At 53.5% G+C, this 19,001-nt stretch carries 18 protein-coding genes; 11 read left to right on the forward strand and 7 right to left on the reverse strand.

What is annotated here, in order from left to right; translation table 11 throughout:
- Positions 1-18: 18 nt before the first annotated feature.
- The 5 genes from HP572_RS20550 to HP572_RS20570 form a co-directional block, all read right to left on the reverse strand.
- Positions 19-276 (reverse strand): YdgH/BhsA/McbA-like domain containing protein, encoded by a 258-nt coding sequence (locus tag HP572_RS20550; protein WP_119889371.1) that lies wholly within the window; start codon positions 274-276, stop codon positions 19-21.
- 172 nt (positions 277-448) lie between these two features.
- Positions 449-1,249 carry an aliphatic sulfonates ABC transporter ATP-binding protein gene (gene ssuB, locus HP572_RS20555; protein ID WP_240585794.1) on the reverse strand — a complete coding sequence of 267 codons (801 nt, stop codon included), beginning with the start codon at positions 1,247-1,249 and terminating at the stop codon, positions 449-451.
- Positions 1,246-2,040, reverse strand: a complete 795-nt coding sequence (gene ssuC / locus HP572_RS20560; protein WP_240584189.1) for an aliphatic sulfonate ABC transporter permease SsuC — start codon at positions 2,038-2,040, stop codon at positions 1,246-1,248. Before ssuC ends, ssuB begins: the two co-directional genes overlap by 4 nt.
- A gap of 10 nt (positions 2,041-2,050) precedes the next feature.
- On the reverse strand, positions 2,051-3,193 hold the full coding sequence (gene ssuD, locus HP572_RS20565; protein WP_240584190.1) for an FMNH2-dependent alkanesulfonate monooxygenase: 1,143 nt from the start codon (positions 3,191-3,193) through the stop codon (positions 2,051-2,053).
- A gap of 59 nt (positions 3,194-3,252) precedes the next feature.
- Complete coding sequence (locus HP572_RS20570; RefSeq protein ID WP_240585795.1) at positions 3,253-4,179, reverse strand: sulfonate ABC transporter substrate-binding protein; 927 nt, start codon at positions 4,177-4,179, stop codon at positions 3,253-3,255.
- Between the two features lie 558 nt (positions 4,180-4,737).
- On the opposite strand from HP572_RS20570, the gene HP572_RS20575 reads away from it, so the two are divergent.
- The 3 genes from HP572_RS20575 to HP572_RS20585 are packed head-to-tail and all read left to right on the forward strand — an operon-like array spanning position 4,738 to position 7,818.
- Entirely contained in the window at positions 4,738-5,061 is a 324-nt protein-coding gene (locus tag HP572_RS20575; RefSeq protein ID WP_039320155.1) for a PTS sugar transporter subunit IIB, read from the forward strand.
- Positions 5,058-6,380, forward strand: a complete 1,323-nt coding sequence (locus tag HP572_RS20580; RefSeq protein WP_240584191.1) for a PTS sugar transporter subunit IIC — start codon at positions 5,058-5,060, stop codon at positions 6,378-6,380. The genes HP572_RS20575 and HP572_RS20580 overlap by 4 nt, the downstream gene beginning before the upstream one ends.
- Before the next feature lie 25 nt (positions 6,381-6,405).
- On the forward strand, positions 6,406-7,818 hold the full coding sequence (locus tag HP572_RS20585) for a glycoside hydrolase family 1 protein (protein ID WP_240584192.1): 1,413 nt from the start codon (positions 6,406-6,408) through the stop codon (positions 7,816-7,818).
- Between the two features lie 184 nt (positions 7,819-8,002).
- Here HP572_RS20585 and HP572_RS20590 read toward each other — a convergent pair whose 3' ends face one another.
- The gene (locus tag HP572_RS20590) at positions 8,003-8,260 is read right to left on the reverse strand and encodes a YdgH/BhsA/McbA-like domain containing protein (protein WP_012772777.1); all 258 of its coding nucleotides are present in this window, start codon (positions 8,258-8,260) and stop codon (positions 8,003-8,005) included.
- A 235-nt stretch (positions 8,261-8,495) separates the two neighbouring features.
- Here HP572_RS20590 and HP572_RS20595 point away from each other — a divergent pair, with 235 nt between their 5' ends.
- A complete protein-coding gene (locus tag HP572_RS20595; RefSeq protein ID WP_240584193.1) occupies positions 8,496-9,776 on the forward strand; it encodes a DUF3748 domain-containing protein in 1,281 nt (426 codons plus the stop codon).
- Positions 9,777-9,811: 35 nt separating this feature from the next.
- Here the strand turns inward: HP572_RS20595 and HP572_RS20600 are convergent, their stop codons facing one another.
- The gene (locus HP572_RS20600) at positions 9,812-10,168 is read right to left on the reverse strand and encodes a YceK/YidQ family lipoprotein (protein WP_240584194.1); all 357 of its coding nucleotides are present in this window, start codon (positions 10,166-10,168) and stop codon (positions 9,812-9,814) included.
- 267 nt (positions 10,169-10,435) lie between these two features.
- On the opposite strand from HP572_RS20600, the gene ibpA reads away from it, so the two are divergent.
- The 7 genes from ibpA to HP572_RS20635 all read left to right on the forward strand — a co-directional run bounded on the left by ibpA (position 10,436) and on the right by HP572_RS20635 (position 18,852).
- On the forward strand, positions 10,436-10,849 hold the full coding sequence (gene ibpA / locus HP572_RS20605; RefSeq protein ID WP_095701006.1) for a small heat shock chaperone IbpA: 414 nt from the start codon (positions 10,436-10,438) through the stop codon (positions 10,847-10,849).
- Positions 10,850-11,015: 166 nt separating this feature from the next.
- Positions 11,016-11,468, forward strand: a complete 453-nt coding sequence (ibpB, locus tag HP572_RS20610; protein WP_205549548.1) for a small heat shock chaperone IbpB — start codon at positions 11,016-11,018, stop codon at positions 11,466-11,468.
- A 175-nt stretch (positions 11,469-11,643) separates the two neighbouring features.
- Positions 11,644-13,302 (forward strand): putative transporter, encoded by a 1,659-nt coding sequence (locus HP572_RS20615; RefSeq protein ID WP_240584195.1) that lies wholly within the window; start codon positions 11,644-11,646, stop codon positions 13,300-13,302.
- 570 nt (positions 13,303-13,872) lie between these two features.
- On the forward strand, positions 13,873-15,285 hold the full coding sequence (locus HP572_RS20620; protein WP_205549552.1) for an anion permease: 1,413 nt from the start codon (positions 13,873-13,875) through the stop codon (positions 15,283-15,285).
- 188 nt (positions 15,286-15,473) lie between these two features.
- Positions 15,474-17,102, forward strand: coding sequence for a sensor histidine kinase (locus HP572_RS20625; RefSeq protein ID WP_240584196.1), 1,629 nt, complete (start codon positions 15,474-15,476; stop codon positions 17,100-17,102).
- Positions 17,095-17,817, forward strand: coding sequence for a two-component system response regulator DcuR (gene dcuR, locus HP572_RS20630; protein ID WP_010281107.1), 723 nt, complete (start codon positions 17,095-17,097; stop codon positions 17,815-17,817). The genes HP572_RS20625 and dcuR overlap by 8 nt, the downstream gene beginning before the upstream one ends.
- 129 nt (positions 17,818-17,946) lie before the next feature.
- On the forward strand, positions 17,947-18,852 hold the full coding sequence (locus HP572_RS20635; protein WP_240584197.1) for a hypothetical protein: 906 nt from the start codon (positions 17,947-17,949) through the stop codon (positions 18,850-18,852).
- Positions 18,853-19,001 lie beyond the last annotated feature (149 nt).

Genomic DNA, 19,001 nt, shown 5'->3' on the forward strand with positions numbered 1-19,001 from the left:
ATTGTCTTTTTGTGCGCATTATTTGTAGATAATGGCAGTGCCGCGCAGTTGGTTATCACCAGTGGCAGAGGTAATGGTGAACGCGTTGGCACCCGCTTTTTCTGCTTTCTGAGCCAGCTGTGCTTGCAGTGAATCCAGGCTGTGCGCGGTAGCGCTAACGACACCGATTTTTTCCAGGCTCTGTGCCTGTTGTGAAGACACCTGATCGGCAGCGAAAGTACCAAAAGACAGGGCAGACAGTACGGCAGCAGCGGCGAAGAGTTTTACGTTTTTCATGTGATGTATCCTATTCAATGTTGTTTGGAGTGAAAGGTCATTTCCTTTCGATGAAGAGGATATTACGCCGATGCGGGGAGAAGGAAAAACGGAGTGTTTTGAGAATATTTGTCAATATTTTTGATGTTAAATCTGGCGATAAGCTATCCCGTCTCGATCGCCAGAATGAAGGCTATATTGCCGCCTGCTGAGGCAACGGCGGTGAGGTGGGTGCCAGCACGCGTTCCAGCACGCGGGCTTCCAGTTCCGCCAACTTCGCCGATCCGCGACGTCGTGGTCGGGGTAAATCGACCATGATATCCAGCCCTACGCGGCCTTCTTCAATCAGAATAACCCGGTCGGCCAGCGCAATGGCTTCGGAGACATCGTGCGTCACCAGCAATACGGTGAACCCGTGTTGGAGCCACAGATTTTCGATCAGGCTTTGCATCTCGATGCGGGTCAAGGCATCCAACGCCCCCAGCGGTTCATCTAACAGCAGCAAACGCGGATGGTGAATGAGCGCGCGTGCCAGCGCGACGCGCTGTTTCTGACCGCCGGACAGCGCCGCCGGCCAGTCGTTCGCACGATCCGCCAGCCCGACGGAGACCAGAGCCTCCTGCGCTTTCTCACGCCAGTTGCCGCGCAGCCCCAGCCCGACATTATCGATCACCTTTTTCCACGGCAGCAGGCGTGCTTCCTGAAACATCAGCCGCGTGTCGTCTTTTGCGCTGCTGAGCGGCGCGGTGCCTGTCAGCAGTTCGCCGCTGCTGGCCGCTTCCAGACCAGCGAGCAGGCGCAGCAGGGTACTTTTGCCGCAGCCGCTGCGACCGACGATGGCAACAAACTGCCCGGACGGAATGCGCAGCTGCACATCATTCAGTACGGTGCGGTGGCCGTAGTGCTTGGTGATGGCATCCAGCGCCAGCGGTGTCCCCTTGGTGAGCGGCGACGGTGAATACGTGTGCGTTACAGAATCGGTAAAAGCGGTCATGATGCGTCCCCCGATGAGGTTTGATAAGCCGGATTCCAGCGCAGCCATATGCGCTCCAGCCCCTGAGCGCTGACATCGGCCAGTTTGCCGAGCAGGGCGTAAAGAATGATGGCGACCACCACCACGTCCGTTTGCAGGAACTCGCGGGCGTTCATGGCGAGGTAACCGATGCCGGAGTTGGCAGAGATAGTTTCTGCGACGATGAGCGTCAGCCACATAAAGCCCAGCGCAAAACGGATGCCGACCATGATGGACGGCAGCGCACCGGGCAGCACCACCTGAGAAAACAGGCTCAGGCCGGACAGCCCGTAGCTGCGTGCCATTTCCAGCATGCCGCGATCGATGTTTTTAATGCCATGATAGGTGTTGAGATAAACTGGGAACAGCGTGCCCAGCGCCACCAGAAAGATCTTGGCCGCCTCATCAATGCCGAACCACAGAATCACCAGTGGGATCAGCGCCAGATGAGGCACGTTGCGGATCATCTGCACCGAACTGTCCAGCAGACGCTCGCCCCAGCGTGACAGCCCGGTGATAAAGCCGAGCACCAATCCGATGCTGCCGCCGATAGCAAACCCGATCAGGGCGCGCCAGCCGCTGATAGCCAGATGCTGCCACAGTTCGCCGCTAGCGGTGAGCGACCAGCCTGCGGTAATCACCGAACTGGGCGCAGGCAGGATTCGGTTAGATAGCCAACCGAACTCGACGGATACCTGCCACGCAACCAGCAGCGTCACGGGGAGCAGGAAAGGCGCAAACCGCTGTGCCAGTGAAGAAAACGTTCTTGCCATGATCGGTTCCTCAGCTTTGCGAGACTTTACGCGGCACATAGCGGTTCGCAATCAGCTCTCCCGCGGTGTTCACCGTATGCAGCGGCGTGGGCTGCTGCGCCAGATCGAGGTGTGGGAATAGCAGTTCACCCACGCGATACGCTTCTTCCAGATGCGGATAGCCGGACAGAATAAAAGTATCAATGCCGAGATCCGCGTATTCCTGAATGCGTTCGGCGACCGTCGGGCCATCGCCAACCAGCGCCGTGCCTGCGCCGCCGCGTACCAGACCGATGCCTGCCCACAGATTTGGGCTGATTTCCAGCTTGTCCTTCTTGCCGCCGTGTAGGGCGGCCATGCGCTGCTGGCCGACGGAATCGAAACGCGCCAGCGCCGCCTGTGCATCGGCGATAGTTTTTTCATCCAGATGGGAAATCAGCCGATCGGCAGCCTGCCAGGCTTCCTCGGTGGTTTCCCTTACGATGACATGCAGGCGAATACCGAAGCGAACCTCACGCCCCTGCGCCGCCGCTTTGTCGCGGACTTCCGCCAGCTTTTCTTTAACCTGCTCAGGCGGTTCGCCCCATGTCAGGTAGAGATCGACCTGTTCTGCCGCCAGATTCTGCGCTGCTTCGGAAGAGCCGCCAAAGTAGAGCGGCGGACGCGGCTGCTGCACGGGCGGGTAAAGCAGTTTGGCGTCTTTGACCTGAATGTGTTTCCCTGCGAAATCGACGGTTTCGCCTTCCAACAGCCTGCGCCAGATATGGGTGAATTCCGCCGAGGCTTCATAGCGTTCTTCATGGCTGAGGAACAGCCCTTCGGCGGCCAGTTCTTCCGGGTCGCCGCCAGTCACCAGATTGAACAGCGCGCGGCCGTTGGACAGCCTGTCCAGCGTGGCGGCCTGACGCGCGGCGATGGTGGGGGAAATCACGCCGGGGCGCAGGGCAACGAGAAATTTCAGCCTCTGCGTCACCGGAATGAGCGATGCCGCAACCAGCCAGGAATCCTCGCAGGAGCGGCCTGTCGGCAGCAGCACGCCGCCAAATCCTTGCCGCTCGGCTGCTTGCGCCACCTGTTGCAGATAGCTGTGGTCAACATGACGTGCGCCCTCGGTGCTACCAAGATAGCGACCGTCTCCGTGGGTGGGCAGAAACCAGAATACGTTAAGACTCATGGTGTGAACTCCTTGAACTGTCTTGTTTGGGGTAAACAAAAGGGTGCGTGACAGGCGAATTAGTTCGCCTTGGGACGCCAGACGCGCTCTGCGATATTGACCTTCACCGGCACCAGACGATTTTCATAAAACAGGTCGGCCGTGGATTGCTGTGCCTTGATCGTGGCGGCATCCAGCGGTTCGACGGTAGTCAGTGGGCGATGGTCGAGCGCCGTTTCAATCACTTTTTCCGGCAGCCCTACCGCGTTTGCCAGCAGCGTGACGCTTTGCGCCCGATCGCTGATCGTTAAGGCATCCGCTTTGGTCAGCACGTCCAGTACCTGACGAATAAAGGTGCCGTGCGCCTCGGCGTAAGGGCGGCCAGCCAGATAGAAGGAGCCGGTTTTCTCCAGCCCGCTGCTGTCGATCAGCACGCGAACGCCGCCTTCCAGCAGTGCGGCGGAATAGTAGGGATCCCAGATTGCCCATGCATCGACGTTGCCTTGTTGGAAGGCCGCGCGGGCATCAGCGGGGGTCAGGTAGGTCGGTTTGATATCGGTGAATTTCAGTCCGTCGCGTTGCAGCGCGCGCAGCAGCGTGTTGTGCGCACTGGAGCCTTTCTGGAAGGCGACTTTGCGGCCTTTTAAATCGGCGACGGTTTTCACCGGGCTGTCTTCCCGCACCAAAATCACTTCGGCCTGAGGCTTAGGCGGTTCTACACCGACATACAGCAGGTCAGCGCCAGCGGCCTGCGCAAAAATAGGGGGGATATCACCGGTGCCGCCCAGATCGATGCTGCCCACATTGAGTGCTTCCAGCATCTGCGGGCCAGCGGGGAATTCAACCCAGCTGATTTTGGTGTTGGGGAACTGCTTTTCCAGCAACTGGTGTGATTTTGCCAGCACCAGACTGACCGAACCTTTCTGATAGCCGACGCGTAGCTGCGTCGGCACGCTGTCCTGCGCATAGGCGGCGGAGACGAGCAGCAGGGAGCAGGCGGCCAGCATAGCGGGGAGTTGGCGCAGCCGCGCCGTCACGTTGCTCCACAATGGCGCGCTTTGCCGCGTTGTTCCATCACGTCCTTCCGTGACCGATTTTTTCATCATCAATGACATGCTTGTGACCTCTCCCTTATAACGAAAAATTAAAATACAGCGAGAAAATGCAACATCGGGTGATAAACATAGCAGGGGGAGGGCGGGCTTTTTAAATCTCAATTTGTCGTTTTTATAGCCAAAAGTAGAAAATGCCTGAAATCAGCGCACTTAGCGTAATAAGCGCTGCAATAGTGGGTTTTACCTGTCCTTCACGTCTGAAATACGTTTTCCATGACCTGCCTCACATTGTTTCCCGCAATGTCTATCATTTCGTGAACCCATTCTCATATATTGTTTTTTTTTCATGGAAAACGGTTTCCGTTATGTTTCCATAGGCGTGTTTCCAGTGCATGTATGTCCAATGGACGTGTTTATTCACGCTGCTTTTATTGATGACGTTTTTTTAGTCATAACGCTTTTTATTCGTAACGCTTTTTATTCATAACGTAATACGACGGGGTATTGAAAATGAAAAGGATCATGCTTTGTTGTTCCGCTGGGATGTCTACCAGCCTTTTAATGAGAAAGATGAAGGAGGCAGCCAGCGCACGTAGTCTGGACGTCGAGATTGCCGCCTACGCCGCCCATGAATTTGATGAGCAGGTCGGGAAATATGACGTTGTGCTGCTTGGGCCGCAGGTGAAATATATGCTGGCGTCCTTTCAGGAGAAAGCCGAGGGAAAAGGCGTGCCCGTAGCAGCGATAGACATGATGGATTACGGTATGCAGCGCGGTGACAACGTGCTGGATTTTGCCTTTTCACTGATCGAAAAATCAGGACAACCGCTATGAGTGGCCTCTATCAGTCGATGGTGAATATCATCGAGCAAAAAATTACCCCGCTGGCGGGTGTGGTGGGACAACAGCGCCACATCATCGCGATTCGTGATGGGTTTATCGCTGCGCTGCCTTTCATGATCATCGGTTCATTTATGCTGGTGTTCATCTTCCCGCCGTTTGCACCGGATACCACACTGGGATTTGCCCGTGCGTGGCTCGATTTTTCCGTTGCCTACCGTGAACAACTGATGCTGCCGTACTACCTTAGTATGGGGGTCATGACCTTCTTTATCTCGGTGGGGATTGGGGCCAGCTTGGGTAAGCACTACAAGCTGGATCCGATCATGACCGGTCTGCTGGCGCTGATGGCATTCTTGCTGGTGGCCGCGCCTTATCAGGATAAGCAAATTTCGACCCAGTACTTCTCTGGGGAAGGGATTTTCACTGCGATTCTGACCGCGATTTATGCGGGTGAAGTGTATGCCTGGCTGAAGAAACGCAACATCACGATTCGCCTGCCGAAAGAAGTGCCGACCGGCGTGGCGCGTTCGTTTGAAATTCTTATTCCCGTGCTGGTCATCGTCGCGACGCTGCATCCATTTAACCTGTTCATCCAGTCTGCGACCGGCATGATTATCCCTGAAGCCATCATGCACCTGCTGGCACCGCTGATTTCGGCGTCGGACTCGCTGCCTGCTATTCTGATATCGGTATTTATTTGCCAGATTCTGTGGTTTGCCGGGATTCACGGCGCGCTGATCGTTACCGGGATTATGAACCCGTTCTGGATGACCAATCTGGCGCTGAATCAGGCTGCGCTTTCGGCCGGTGCGCCGCTGCCGCATATTTATTTGCAGGGATTCTGGGATCACTATCTGCTGATCGGTGGGGTCGGTTCCACGCTGCCGCTGGCCTTTTTGTTAATGCGTAGCCGCGCGATTCACCTGCGCACCATTGGCCGGATGGGCGTGGTACCGAGCTTTTTCAACATCAACGAACCGATTCTGTTTGGTGCACCGATCATCATGAACCCGCTGCTGTTCCTGCCGTTTATTTTCGTGCCGATGGTCAATGCGGTCATTGCCTATACGGCGACGAAGCTCGGCTGGATTGCACAGGTGGTTTCCCTGACGCCGTGGACGACGCCAGCGCCGATTGGGGCATCATGGGCGGCGAACTGGGCGTTCAGCCCGGTGATCATGTGTCTGCTCTGCATGGTGATGTCGGCCGCGATGTATTACCCGTTCCTGAAAGTCTATGAGCGCACGCTGCTTAAACAGGAGCAGGAGAAACAACAGCAGGCCGCAGGCGAAGCCAGCGCCAGCGCATAAACACGAGTGAAGCAGAGAGGAACGTATGCACGATCATCTTCAGAACGATTTTCGCTTTCCCGCGAATTTTTGGTGGGGTAGCGCCAGTTCGGCACCGCAAACGGAAGGCGAAAGCCTCAGCTATGGTAAAAGCGCCACCGTGTGGGACGAATGGTTTGCCACGCAGCCCGGTCGTTTTCACCAGCAGGTTGGGCCGGCGGATACTTCCACGTTTTATCAGCACTGGCGTGAAGATATCGCGCTGCTGAAGACGCTGAATCACAACACGTTCCGAACGTCGATCTCGTGGGCGCGACTGATTCCCGATGGCGTCGGTGAACCGAATCCGCAGGCAGTCGCGTTTTATAATCAGGTCATTGATGAAATGCTGGCGCAGGGCATCACGCCGTTTATCAATCTGTTCCATTTTGATATGCCGATGGTGATGCAGCGGCTGGGTGGCTGGGAAAATCGGGCGGTGGTCGTGGCCTATGCGGGCTATGCGGCGACCTGCTTCCGCCTGTTTGGCGACAGGGTGAAACACTGGTTTACGTTCAATGAACCGGTGGTGCCGGTGGAAGGCGGGTATCTGTATGATTTCCACTACCCGAACGTGGTGGATTTCAAGCGAGCGGCGACGGTGGCGTACCACACGATGCTGGCGCATTCGCTGGCGGTGAGGGCGTACCGCGAACAGTCTCAGGGCGGGGAAATTGGCATTATCCTCAACCTGACGCCTTCCTACCCGCGTTCCCAACATCCGGCCGATGTTAAAGCCGCCAACATCGCCGATCTGATGTTTAACCGCAGCTTCCTCGATCCCGCATTGAGGGGTGAGTATCCGCAGGAACTGGTCGATCTGCTGAATCGCTATGGCCAACTGCCGAGCTGCCAGCCTGACGATCGTGCGCTGCTGGCCGATGGGATTGTCGATCTGCTGGGGATTAATTACTACCAGCCGCGTCGAATCCAGTGCCGCGACAGTCTGGTTAACCCTGATAGTCCGTTTATGCCCGAGTGGTTCTTCTCCAGCTATGAGATGCCAGGGCGAAAAATGAATCCCTATCGCGGTTGGGAAATTTACGAACCGGGCATCTATGACATTCTGACCAACCTACGGGTGAATTACGGCAATCCGCGCTGCTTTATTTCGGAAAACGGCATGGGGGTGGAGAACGAACAGCGTTTCGACGTAAACGGTCAGATTCAGGATGATTACCGCATCGATTTTGTCCGCGAACACCTGAAGTATGTACACAAAGGGATCGCGGAAGGCAGCCGTTGCCTCGGCTACCATATGTGGACGTTTATCGATAACTGGTCGTGGTCGAATGCCTACAAGAATCGCTATGGCTTTGTGCAGCTGGATTTGGCGACGCAAAAACGCACGGTGAAGAAAAGCGGACAATGGTTCGCGGCGACAGCGGCCGAGAATGGCTTTCAAGGGTCAATGTCGTAAGTCTATCCACGTCGGTGTGGCACTCTGCCACATCGAATTCATCACCTTTCCTGCTTTCCCACGAACCTCTTTCGCATAAATAAAAAAACCGGCTTGCCCTGATGAGGAGACAAGCCGGAAAGAGGGTAATACGTGATGTCTTACAGAATAGCTAACTGGGATAAAAACTCAGGGTAAACAATGATTAGTTAAAGATTACCGCAGAGCCACGCAGCTGATCGTTACCGGTCGCAGACGTGATGGTATAAGCTTTAGCGCCTGCTTTTTCTGCTTTCGCGGCGAGCTGAGCCTGTAGTGAGCTGAGGTCTTGAGCGGTAGCAGTAACGACGCCGACTTTTTCCAGGTTCTGTGTCTGTGAAGGGGCAACATATTCAGCAGCAGAAGCACCGAAAGTCATGGTAGCGAGAACAACAGCAGCGGCGATGGTTTTTACGTTTTTCATGGTGTCTTATCCTTTTCTGATTGATAGGTGAAAGGGGGCTGCCCTTTCGATATGAAGAATGTTACGCCGATGCTAATGAATTAAAAAACGGATGTTATTGAGAGAGTCTTTCTATTTTTTTGAATGACAATATCGGTTGTTGTTTGTTTTTTTTAAATAAAAAACAATATGTTATACAAAAAACTGAAATTTATTTACAAACTATTGACTGATATTGAATGGGTGGAGCTATGTTTTGCCTGTAGAGAATCAACTAACGTTTAATGCTTCAGGACATCAACTTACCAACATTAATTGCTGGTCATGTGATGGAGAGTGGCTGGTTTACGACGTCAGGCCTTATGGATCTTCATTCAAAGGGCTGACAATTGAGCGAGTACACCTGATAAGCCGGGAAACCGAGGTAATTTATCGGGCGACGGCGGAGGCGCACGTGGGCGTGGTGACCTGTAGCCCGCAGGAACCGCTACGCTATGTCTTTATCCACGGGCCGGAAAACCCAGACGGCGAGTGGCAGTATGATTTTCACCATCGGCGTGGAACGATAGTGGCGGATCGCCAGCGCGATGAGGCCATCACGCTCGATGCTTTCTCCATTACGCCGCCTTATCAGGCCGGTGCGCTGCGCGGTGGTACGCATGTCCATGTCTTCAGCCCGGATGCCAGCCGCCTGAGCTTTACCTATAACGACCATGTGTTGCATGAGCGCGATCCGGCATTGAACTTGCGCAACGTGGGCGTGGCCGTGCAGCTACAGGCCGTCACCGTTGAGAAACACCATCCGCGTGAATATGACGGCAGCCATTATTGTGTGTTGGTCAGCAGAACGACGCCGCAGCCGCAGTTCGGCAGCGATGAGATCAATCGCGCCTATGAAGAAGGCTGGGTAGGAACGGCGGGCTATATTCGACAGGATGGTTCTCGGCAGCGCTGGGCGCTGGCGTTTATCGGCGATACGCGTGCGGCGGACGGGACAACGGTGCCTGAGATTTTTATCGTCGACTTGCCGGATGCGCTGGAAGAGTACGCCAAAGCGGGTGATGCGCCACTGGCAGGGACGGCAACGTCAATGCCTGCGCCGCCAGCTGGCGTGCAGCAGCGGCGTTTAACGTTTACGCACTCGTGTCGTTATCCTGGGCTGGTGAATCAGCCGCGCCACTGGCTGAGAGCCTCGCCTGACGGCAGTGAGATTGCTTTCCTGATGCGGGATGAGGCAGGCGTGGTGCAGCTGTGGACGCTTTCCCCGAACGGCGGTGAACCAAGGCAGGTAACGCGCACGGAACACGGCGTACAGTCGGCTTTTAACTGGCACCCGGATGGACGTTCTCTTGCATTTGTGTCTGATAACAGCATCATGCGGTGTGACGCGAAAAGCGGTGAGCTTGTGCGGCTAACGGCGCGGACGGACAGCGCACCGAGTGCGGATGCCGTGGTCTTTTCCCCTGATGGGAAACACATTGCGTATATGCGGGAGATTGACGGCTTTAATCAGCTTTTTGTTGTGGCGACGGCATAACCTGCACGCGTTGATTCAAGGTGAATGCAGGGCTATCACAGCTGATTATGTGGTGCGGTGGCAAGCTGTGAGCTGGCGGTCTGGTTTTGCTCTTCGCTGTGTAAAATGCGTTCGCGCGTCGACAGTTTGTGCTTATCGCTGCCTGAGCGATAGTAGTCGTAGGGCAGCAGCAGAGTGTCGGCCACCGCCGAGAACGGCAGGTCGATAGCGACCAGCGGTATCATCGCCCAACTGGTGTCGTCGTCGCGCAGCATATCCACACCGGCGCGCGTGCCGGAATAGTATCCCTGATCGCCTCCGGTATGTGTCATCACGCTGGAGCAACCGCTGGTTGCCACTGCGCCACTGCTGGTAATGATGAAAGAGAACAACGCACTTTTCAGTAAGGTCATATTACCTGTCCATTAAGAACCTGCTGCCAGAGCGGGTTCCAGAGCCTGCCTATCTTGAGTGTATGTGATAATGCCCGCAGTGTGAGTGAATATTGCATGAAACCCTGCGATTTTTCCTTTTTGCCTCTTGAAAGTCTGAGGGGGGTCACCATATTGATAATAAGCCGGAAGAAAACGATACGCCGTCAGGGTATCTGTCCCGGCTGTGAGCCTGTCCCTAGGGAAGGTAAAAAATAAATCCTCGCTGCATGTTTAGGAGGCTGTTTTATGCGTAACCCCGATTTTTCCCCACTGTACCGTTCCGCTATTGGTTTTGATCGCCTGTTTAATCTCTTAGAAACTGGGCAGACCCAGAGTAACGGCGGCTACCCTCCCTACAACGTCGAACTGGTTGACGAGAACCAATACCGCATTGCGATTGCCGTAGCGGGCTTCGCTGAGCAGGAACTGGACATCACCGCGCACGACAACTTATTGATTGTAAAAGGTGCCCACGCCGGTGAGCAGGTTGCCCGCAACTACCTGTATCAGGGGATTGCCGAGCGCAACTTCGAGCGTAAATTCCAGCTGGCCGAACATATTCAGGTAAAAGGTGCCAATCTGGAAAACGGGCTGCTGTACGTCGATCTCGAACGTATCGTGCCGGAAGCGATGAAGCCGCGTCGGATTGAAATCAAGTAAACCCACATCACGTTATTTGCACGAATCGCGTATTGCCTGAAACGGCAGTGCGGTGAATGAACGTTTCGTCTGCCGAATGGGGACGACGCCAGCTATAGAACTGTGGCTGGCATAGGGTATGCCCGTATGGGCACCATTAATCTCGCTTCTTAGAAGGAGTCATATTATGCGTAACTACGATTTATCACCTTTACTGCGTCAGTGGATCGGTTTTGACAAATTAGCCAGCTCAATGCAGGGCAGCCAGGAACCGATTGATTTTCCTCCGTATAACATCGAGAAGAAAGACGACAACCACTATCGCATCACGCTCGCGCTGGCAGGGTTCCGGCAGAGCGATCTGGATATCGAAGTAGAAGGCCCGCGCCTGACCGTGAAAGGCAGTCCGGCACCGTCCAAGAAAGCCGTGGAATATCTGCATCAGGGGCTGGTGTTTAAGCCTTTCTCGCTGAGCTTCACGCTGGCCGAGCATCTGCATGTGTCCGAGGCACACTTTGAAAATGGCCTGCTGCATATCGATCTGGTGCGTGACGTGCCGGAAGCCTTGCAGCCTCAGCGTATCGCCATCAATAGTGACCGTCCGGCATTGAACCAGCAGCCTGCTGAAGATGCCTCATAACGCGATATCCGCATTATTTGTTTGATAATTTCCCGCGCTCGTATCATTACGGGCGCGGTTTTGTGTTGCCCGCCACGTTTCCCGCCCCGGCATTCTGCCAGAATCAAAATATACTCATTACAGAGTAGAGCGGCAGTGACATTTCCCAATAAAAACGTCCGCAAAGGATACGGGTATGAGTGATATCGCACTTACCGTGAGTATGCTGGCGCTGGTTGCGGTTCTGGGGTTGTGGATCGGCAATTGGCGGATTTATGGCGTCGGTTTAGGGATTGGCGGGGTCCTGTTCGGTGGGATCATCGTCGGGCATGTTGCCCATCAATACCAGATTCAACTGAACGATGACATGTTGCACGTCATCCAGGAGTTCGGGCTGATCCTGTTTGTCTATACCATTGGCATTCAGGTCGGGCCGGGTTTCTTTTCCTCTCTGCGGGTATCTGGCCTGCGCCTCAATGCGTTTGCGCTGCTGACGGTGTTCCTCGGCTGCGTGGTGACCGTCCTGCTGCACAAACTGCTCAATATCCCTTTACCCATTATCCTCGGCATTTTCTCCGGTGCGGTGACTAACACGCCGTCGCTGGGCGCGGGTCAACAGATTCTGACCGATCTTGGGTCGAGTACCGCACTGGTCAATCAGATGGGGACGGGCTACGCCATGGCGTATCCGCTGGGGATCTGCGGCATTTTGCTGGTGATGTGGCTGATGCGCGTTCTGTTCCACGTGGCGGTGGAGAACGAGGCAAAGCAGTTTGAAGTCAGCAACGGTCTGCATCACGAGCAACTGCACACGATGAATGTGTCGGTGATGAATAGCAATCTGCAAGGGTTGGCGATTCAGGCTGTGCCGATTCTGAACCGCGACACCATCGTCTGCTCCCGCTTGAAACGCGGTGATGAGCTAATGGTGCCGTCGCCGCAGACACTGATCCAACTGGGCGATTATCTGCATCTGGTTGGTGCGAAAAACGATCTGGAGCAGGCGCGGCTGGTCATCGGCAATGAAGTGGAGGCATCGCTCTCAACGCGCGGCACGGATCTGCACGTTGAACGCGTGGTGGTGACGAATGAGAAGGTGCTGGGACGCAAGATTCGCGAGCTTAATCTGAAGCAAAACTATGACGTTGTGATTTCGCGCCTGAACCGTGCGGGCGTCGAGCTGGTTGCCAGCAACCAAGCAAGCCTGCAATTTGGTGACATTCTGAATCTGGTCGGGCGAAAAGCGGCGATCGATGCCGTCGCGGATATCGTGGGAAACGCGCAGCAAAAGCTCCAGCAGGTGCAGATGCTGCCCGTCTTCATCGGCATTGGGCTAGGCGTACTGCTGGGCTCGGTACCGCTGATGATTCCCGGCTTTCCCGTCGCGCTGCGGCTCGGGCTGGCGGGTGGGCCGCTGGTGGTAGCGCTGGTGCTGGGGCGCATCGGCGGGATCGGTAAACTTCACTGGTTTATGCCGCCCAGTGCGAATCTGGCGCTGCGTGAACTCGGTATTGTGCTGTTCTTATCGGTGGTGGGACTGAAATCCGGCGGCGACTTCGTCGATACGTTATTGAACGGCGACGGCGTGTGGTGGATTGGCTACGGTGCGCTGATTACCATTGTGCCGCTGCTGCTGGTCGGCGTACTGGCACGGACGCTGGGTAAGATGAACTACCTGACGCTCTGCGGCATGTTGGCGGGCTCCATGACCGATCCACCTGCGCTTGCGTTTGCCAATGGGCTACACCCGACCAGCGGTGCGGCGGCGCTGTCTTATGCGACGGTTTATCCGTTGGCGATGTTTCTGCGCATTATGTCGCCGCAGCTGTTAGCCGTACTTTTTCTTACCCTCTAAATGTTATCAGCTGGATAAAAAATAATATTTTCTCGTCGAATAATGGCGATTTATTTCTTTATTTTTTAATAGGGGAATACCTGAGTGAATAAATAAGGAATAGATAACTGACTGTCTGGAAAAGAATTATATTACCACTGTTAGGTATAAGGTTTTTTTATCATTGCATTGTCGTTAACTTCGTTAATTTTATGTTCTTTAAATGTCAATTATTATTGAATTTTAAGGGTTTTTTATCAGGAAATTAAAACAATGATAGTTTCTTAAATAAATTAATGAACCATTTTAGTAACTAAAGTTACGCTATTTTATAGGCGCATTATAATACTATCTCTTCATTATCACTTGATTTGACAAGACGAGAGAAGCACCCAGAACCCTTGTTTTCTCGTCTTTTTTTCCGCAGATGATTCCTGTTGCGTTGTTTTCAGCAGGGTGACGAAGGAAGAATAACGAAATACCCACTCCTCCGCACGGGACATCCGTCGTGAATATCTCCTGAATAATTTGAGCGTGACTCGAAGTATGACGGGGAATACAGAATCCGTTTTAATGAAGAGTGGTGTTCTTATGTCTGCGAATAACAGCAGGTTGATAAAGCTTCTAGTTATCCTTTGTATCGCCGGTGGCTTATGGTTATTGCCGGTTCCTGATGGGGTTAAACCCGATGCCTGGCATCTGATGGCGATTTTCATTGCCACCGTTGTCGGTCTGATTCTCTCTCCTTACCCGCTTGGCGCGATGGCGATGTTCAGCCTGACCTCGGTCGCCATATTAGGCTTATTACCCATTAAAGATGTGCTGACGGGCTTTAGCGATCCCACCATTTGGATGATCGCCTGTGCCTTCTTTATCTCTCGCGGCTTTATCAAAACCGGCTTTGGCCGCCGCATTGGTCTGCTGTTCATCAGCAAGCTGGGGAATAGCTCACTCGGTCTGGCGTATGGTCTGGTGTTTACCGACCTGATGTTCGCTCCGGCCATGCCTTCCACGTCTGCACGCTGCGGCGGGATCATCACTCCGCTGTTCCGGTCAATTGCCGAAGCCTATGACTCCACGCCGGAAAAAGGCACGCAGCGTCGCATTGGTGCGTTTCTGGTGCAGTCCATTTTCCAGTGTAACGCCGTGACTTCCGCGATGTTTATGACCTCCATGGCGGGTAACCCGATGGTGGCGAAGCTGGCTTCCCAGTTTGGTATTCAGATCAGTTGGACGGATTGGGCGTTGGCGACACTGCTACCGGGCTTCCTGTCTTTGGCGCTGATTCCTTACCTGATCTACCGTTTCTATCCGCCTGAACTGAAGAAAACCTCAGAAATGCGTGCGATCGCCGTCGAAAGACTGCGTGACATGGGCAAAATGACCCGCGACGAGTGGGTGGTGCTGGGTGTGTTCCTGGGTCTGGTGACCTTCTGGGTGCTGGGTTCTACGCTGAATATTGATGCAACCCTGACTGCACTGGCGGGCCTGAGCGTGCTGTTGCTCAGCCGTGCGCTGACCTGGGACGATGTCGTCAGCGAGAAAGAAGCCTGGCACACCGTGGTGTGGTTTGCCGTATTGATGACGCTGGCTGGCCAGCTCAACAAGATGGGCCTGATTGCCTGGCTGGGCGGATTGGCCGGTAATGCGGTGAGTGGGATGCACTGGCTGCCAATGCTGGGTCTGCTGCTGCTGGTGTACTACTACAGCCACTACCTGATGGCGAGTGCGATTGCCCACATCAGCGCCATGTATGCAATTTTTGTCTCTATCGCGCTGGCAGCCGGTGCGCCGCCGATGCTGACCGTACTGGTATTCGGTATCTTCAGTAACCTGTTTATGTCCACGACTCACTACTCCAGTGGCCCGGCACCAATTTTGTTCGGCACTGGCTACGTGCCGCTGGGAACCTGGTGGAAGATCGGTTTCCTGGTCAGTCTGGTCATCATCCCTATCTGGCTGGGTGTTGGCGGAATGTGGTGGAAACTGCTCGGTTTCTGGTAAACGCAGTACTGCTGGCTTTCCTGATGCGAAACATTCCTGACACAAAAAATGTACCGCAACGTTAAGCCAAATTTCCTTTCTTCAAGCCTACGCCCTGTCCTTGTGACGGGGCGTATGCATCACGGCACGCGAAACGCGACGAAACAGTATAAGATAACGGTGTGATGATGGTGGTTTCGGAGAGTGACATGGGCAAGAAAAAGGCACCGCTAAAGCTGGGAACATCGGTGTTTCTGATGGTGTCGGTTGTGCTTGGCGCGGTGTTGCTGGTGGTCTATTCCTTGCTGTTTTTTCGCATTAATCAGCTTTCAGAAGATCATCTGCGAGAAAAAGCTTTCGCCATTGCCCGCACATTTGCAGCCTCTCCCGTGGTTATTGATGAACTTAAAGGGATTGGTCGGCCTGAGGAAGTGCAGGCGGCTGCGGAGACGATTCGTCAGCGTAATCAGCTGCTCTTCGTTACCGTCACGGACATGGATACGGTGCGCCATAGCCACCCTGAACCGGAAAGAATTGGTGAGCATTTTGCCGGTCGGGATATCTACCCGGCGCTGTTGGGCATGGAAAATACCGCCATCAACCGGGGGACGCTCGATCCCGCGCTGCGGGTCTTTACGCCGGTTTTCGACAGCAACCATAAGCAGGTTGGCGTCGTCGCGCTGGGGATTGCCTTAACCAGCGTGCAGAAGGTGATCAGCGATAACCGCTGGATGATTCCCTGGACGCTATTGGCGGGGGCGCTGGTCGGCTGGCTGGGCACGCTGATTCTGGTGAAGGTGCTCAAGCGCATTATGCTGGGATTCGAGCCGTTTGAGATCTCGAACCTGTTTGAACAGCGTAACGCGATGCTCAAACACATCAAAGAAGGCGTTATCGCGGTCGATCAGCATGGCCGAATTACGGTCATCAATGATGAGGCGCGACGGCTTTTCCGGCAGAATAAGCCGCAGGGCAGTGAAACGCCGGCCCCGAAGTCAACTGAACGCGTCAGCGACCAGTGGCTTGAACATTTGCACCTGAAACAGGTACTGGAGAGCGGTACGCCGCGGCGTGATGAAGAGATTAACTTTAACGGTCACCTGCTGCTGACTAACACCGTTCCGGTTTTTGTGAAGGGCGATATTATCGGCGCGATTGCGACATTCCGTGATAAAACGGAGATCAGCCAGTTGCTGCAACGGTTGAGCGGGATGTCCTACTATGCGGATGCGCTGCGTGCGCAGTCGCACGAGTTTATGAACAAGCTGCACGTTATCCTGGGGATGCTGCACTTAAAATATTACTCGCAGCTGGAAGATTATATCCTGAAGACCGCCAATAATTATCAGGCGGAAATTGGTTCGATTATTCGTAAAGTGAAATCGCCAGTGATTGCCGGCTTCCTGTTGGGTAAAATCAACCGCGCGCGCGATCTCGGCATTACGCTCTCTATCAGTGAGGAGAGTCTGCTGCCGGATACCGATGATGTCGATGCCACGAATGAATTGATTACCGTATTGGGTAATCTGATTGAGAATGCGATGGACGCGATTGATCGGCAGGAAAACTGCGAAATCAGCGTGAGCTTCCATCATCAGAATGGTCGCCTTCACTGTACCGTGGGGGATGACGGCCCCGGTATTTCGCCGGAGAGTCAGGCGCGCATTTATGAACAGGGATTCTCTACCAAAGGCAGCGGGCGCGGTATCGGCCTGTACCTGACCAAGCAGAGTCTGGAGAAGATTGGCGGCACTATCGAGTTTGAATCAGAACCTGAGGTGTACACCCAGTTTTTCGTTACTATTCCTTATCAAGCAAGGCTGTTTGACCATGATTAATGTACTGATTGTTGATGACGATGCCATGGTTGCAGAGCTTAACAAATCTTATCTGAACCAGGTTTCTGGATTTAGCTGCTATGCGACCGTCCCCACATTGCAGCAGGCGCGAAACCTGCTGATGCAACCTGACTCGGAAATCGATTTGGTACTGCTGGATATTTATATGCAGCAGGATAATGGACTGGACCTGCTGCCGACTATTCGTGAATTCAGTGAAAAGACGGATGTCATCATCATCTCGTCTGCCAGCGATGTGTACACCATCAAGAAAGCACTGCACTACGGCGTGGTGGACTATCTGATTAAGCCTTTCCAATTCTCGCGTTTCGAACAGGCGCTGACCGCCTATCGCGAAGAGGCGAACTTGTTCAAGCATCGCGATTTTGTTGGGCAGTCGGATATTGATAACCTGATTCGTCGTACCAGCAGTAGTACAGTTAGCGAACGTAAGAAATTGCCGAAAGGGCTGACCAGCCTGACGCTGCGTACTGTTTGCGAGTGGATTGAAGGCAATCAGGGCATCGAATTCTCTACCGAAATGCTGGCGAACGCGATTGGCATCTCCCGCGTCTCCTGCCGTAAGTACCTGATCTATCTGTCTGACACTGGCATCCTGACTACCAATATCCTGTACGGCTCAACTGGCCGACCGGTTTATCTGTACCGTCTGCTGCCAGAAAAGCAGGACTCGCTGCGCCAGTATTGTGAATAAAAGGCTGCGAATAGAAAGCGGTAAATAAATAGCGCTGAATAAGGCAAGCAGAAACAGAGACGAGGCGGGAGCGATCCCGCCTTGTGCTATCTCAATTCAGTGACGATGAAACCAAATGGAGTTGGTTTAGTGGAACACGATCAATTTATGCAGTACGGCCGCGGGTTAGGGCTGTGGCGGAACCCACGGGAAAATATTAAGCCTGAACCAGAAAATTACTTCAGGGATGACCCGATTTACCTCACGCCCTCAAAAGGGGAATGGGTTAATCAGATTCAAGAGTGCAAAAAAGAGAATAACCCATTAGAGAACGGTGTATTTATCTGGACAGAAATTAAGGGTACAGGTCACGCCTTTGTCTCTGTGCATGAGGGTAATAATGCTTCTGTTTTTACCTACGGCCGCTTTGGTAGACGGTCTGGTGTTGTCGGGGCTGTCGGTGATGGCATCTTAAATTTTTTGCAGTTTGAAGATGCCAGAACATATTACCGAGAAGAGCTGTACCAAACAGAAGCTAAGGTTTTTCTCATTACAGATGCGGACCCTGCAATTGCAAGAATGTATTTTGAAAAGTTGTGGCGTTCAGGAGGAAAGGCAAAAGAAACTCCATCTATGAGGGATCGTACCAAAAGGAATGGTCACACAATTGATCAATATGATGTTACAGGCGTGAACTGTACAACCCATGCAACAAAAGGCGTGAAGATAGCGGGATCACAAGTATTTGAGGGAGGATATACCACTCACACTCAGATACGGATTGATTACGAAGAAGATTTTGCCGTGCCGGTATCGCTACAGCGGTATTTAGAACGAAAAAGCGCTGAATCATCGATGCTTGTTGTTGATATGACAAGTGAGTTTAGGCAGCAGTACCCGAATACCGATAACTACACGCCTATAAGTGAAAAAAACCTTGAGATGGTTGTAAATAGAGGCGCTTCTGAAATTGTTTCTGGTGTTGGCAGGATGTCACCTTATTCTGGTGGTACTATCGGTGGCTTATTAGAAGGGATGCATGATGTTAACAAGTAAGTGCAAGTCATTTATTCGATGGGTCAGTATTGCCCTTGTCTCTCTATTTTATTATCTACTGGTAGCGGGGGTTGGTGCGATTTCCTTTGATAAAGATATTATGTATTTTTCAGAAAAAACGATATCTGTTGAATATCATAGAGCTAGCC

Source organism: Pectobacterium sp. PL64 (assembly GCF_022477975.1).
Lineage (GTDB): Bacteria > Pseudomonadota > Gammaproteobacteria > Enterobacterales > Enterobacteriaceae > Pectobacterium > Pectobacterium jejuense.

Coding starts and splice junctions, on each gene's coding strand:
- ibpA (WP_095701006.1), top strand. CDS start 10,436: ATGCGTAACCCCGATTTTTCCCCACTGTACCGTTCCGCTATTGGTTTT.
- ibpB (WP_205549548.1), top strand. CDS start 11,016: ATGCGTAACTACGATTTATCACCTTTACTGCGTCAGTGGATCGGTTTT.
- HP572_RS20570 (WP_240585795.1), bottom strand. CDS start 4,179: ATGCTGGCCGCCTGCTCCCTGCTGCTCGTCTCCGCCGCCTATGCGCAG.
- HP572_RS20575 (WP_039320155.1), top strand. CDS start 4,738: ATGAAAAGGATCATGCTTTGTTGTTCCGCTGGGATGTCTACCAGCCTT.
- HP572_RS20550 (WP_119889371.1), bottom strand. CDS start 276: ATGAAAAACGTAAAACTCTTCGCCGCTGCTGCCGTACTGTCTGCCCTG.
- HP572_RS20625 (WP_240584196.1), top strand. CDS start 15,474: ATGGGCAAGAAAAAGGCACCGCTAAAGCTGGGAACATCGGTGTTTCTG.
- ssuC (WP_240584189.1), bottom strand. CDS start 2,040: ATGGCAAGAACGTTTTCTTCACTGGCACAGCGGTTTGCGCCTTTCCTG.
- HP572_RS20590 (WP_012772777.1), bottom strand. CDS start 8,260: ATGAAAAACGTAAAAACCATCGCCGCTGCTGTTGTTCTCGCTACCATG.
- HP572_RS20615 (WP_240584195.1), top strand. CDS start 11,644: ATGAGTGATATCGCACTTACCGTGAGTATGCTGGCGCTGGTTGCGGTT.
- HP572_RS20600 (WP_240584194.1), bottom strand. CDS start 10,168: ATGACCTTACTGAAAAGTGCGTTGTTCTCTTTCATCATTACCAGCAGT.
- HP572_RS20585 (WP_240584192.1), top strand. CDS start 6,406: ATGCACGATCATCTTCAGAACGATTTTCGCTTTCCCGCGAATTTTTGG.
- ssuD (WP_240584190.1), bottom strand. CDS start 3,193: ATGAGTCTTAACGTATTCTGGTTTCTGCCCACCCACGGAGACGGTCGC.
- HP572_RS20580 (WP_240584191.1), top strand. CDS start 5,058: ATGAGTGGCCTCTATCAGTCGATGGTGAATATCATCGAGCAAAAAATT.
- ssuB (WP_240585794.1), bottom strand. CDS start 1,249: ATGACCGCTTTTACCGATTCTGTAACGCACACGTATTCACCGTCGCCG.
- HP572_RS20620 (WP_205549552.1), top strand. CDS start 13,873: ATGTCTGCGAATAACAGCAGGTTGATAAAGCTTCTAGTTATCCTTTGT.
- dcuR (WP_010281107.1), top strand. CDS start 17,095: ATGATTAATGTACTGATTGTTGATGACGATGCCATGGTTGCAGAGCTT.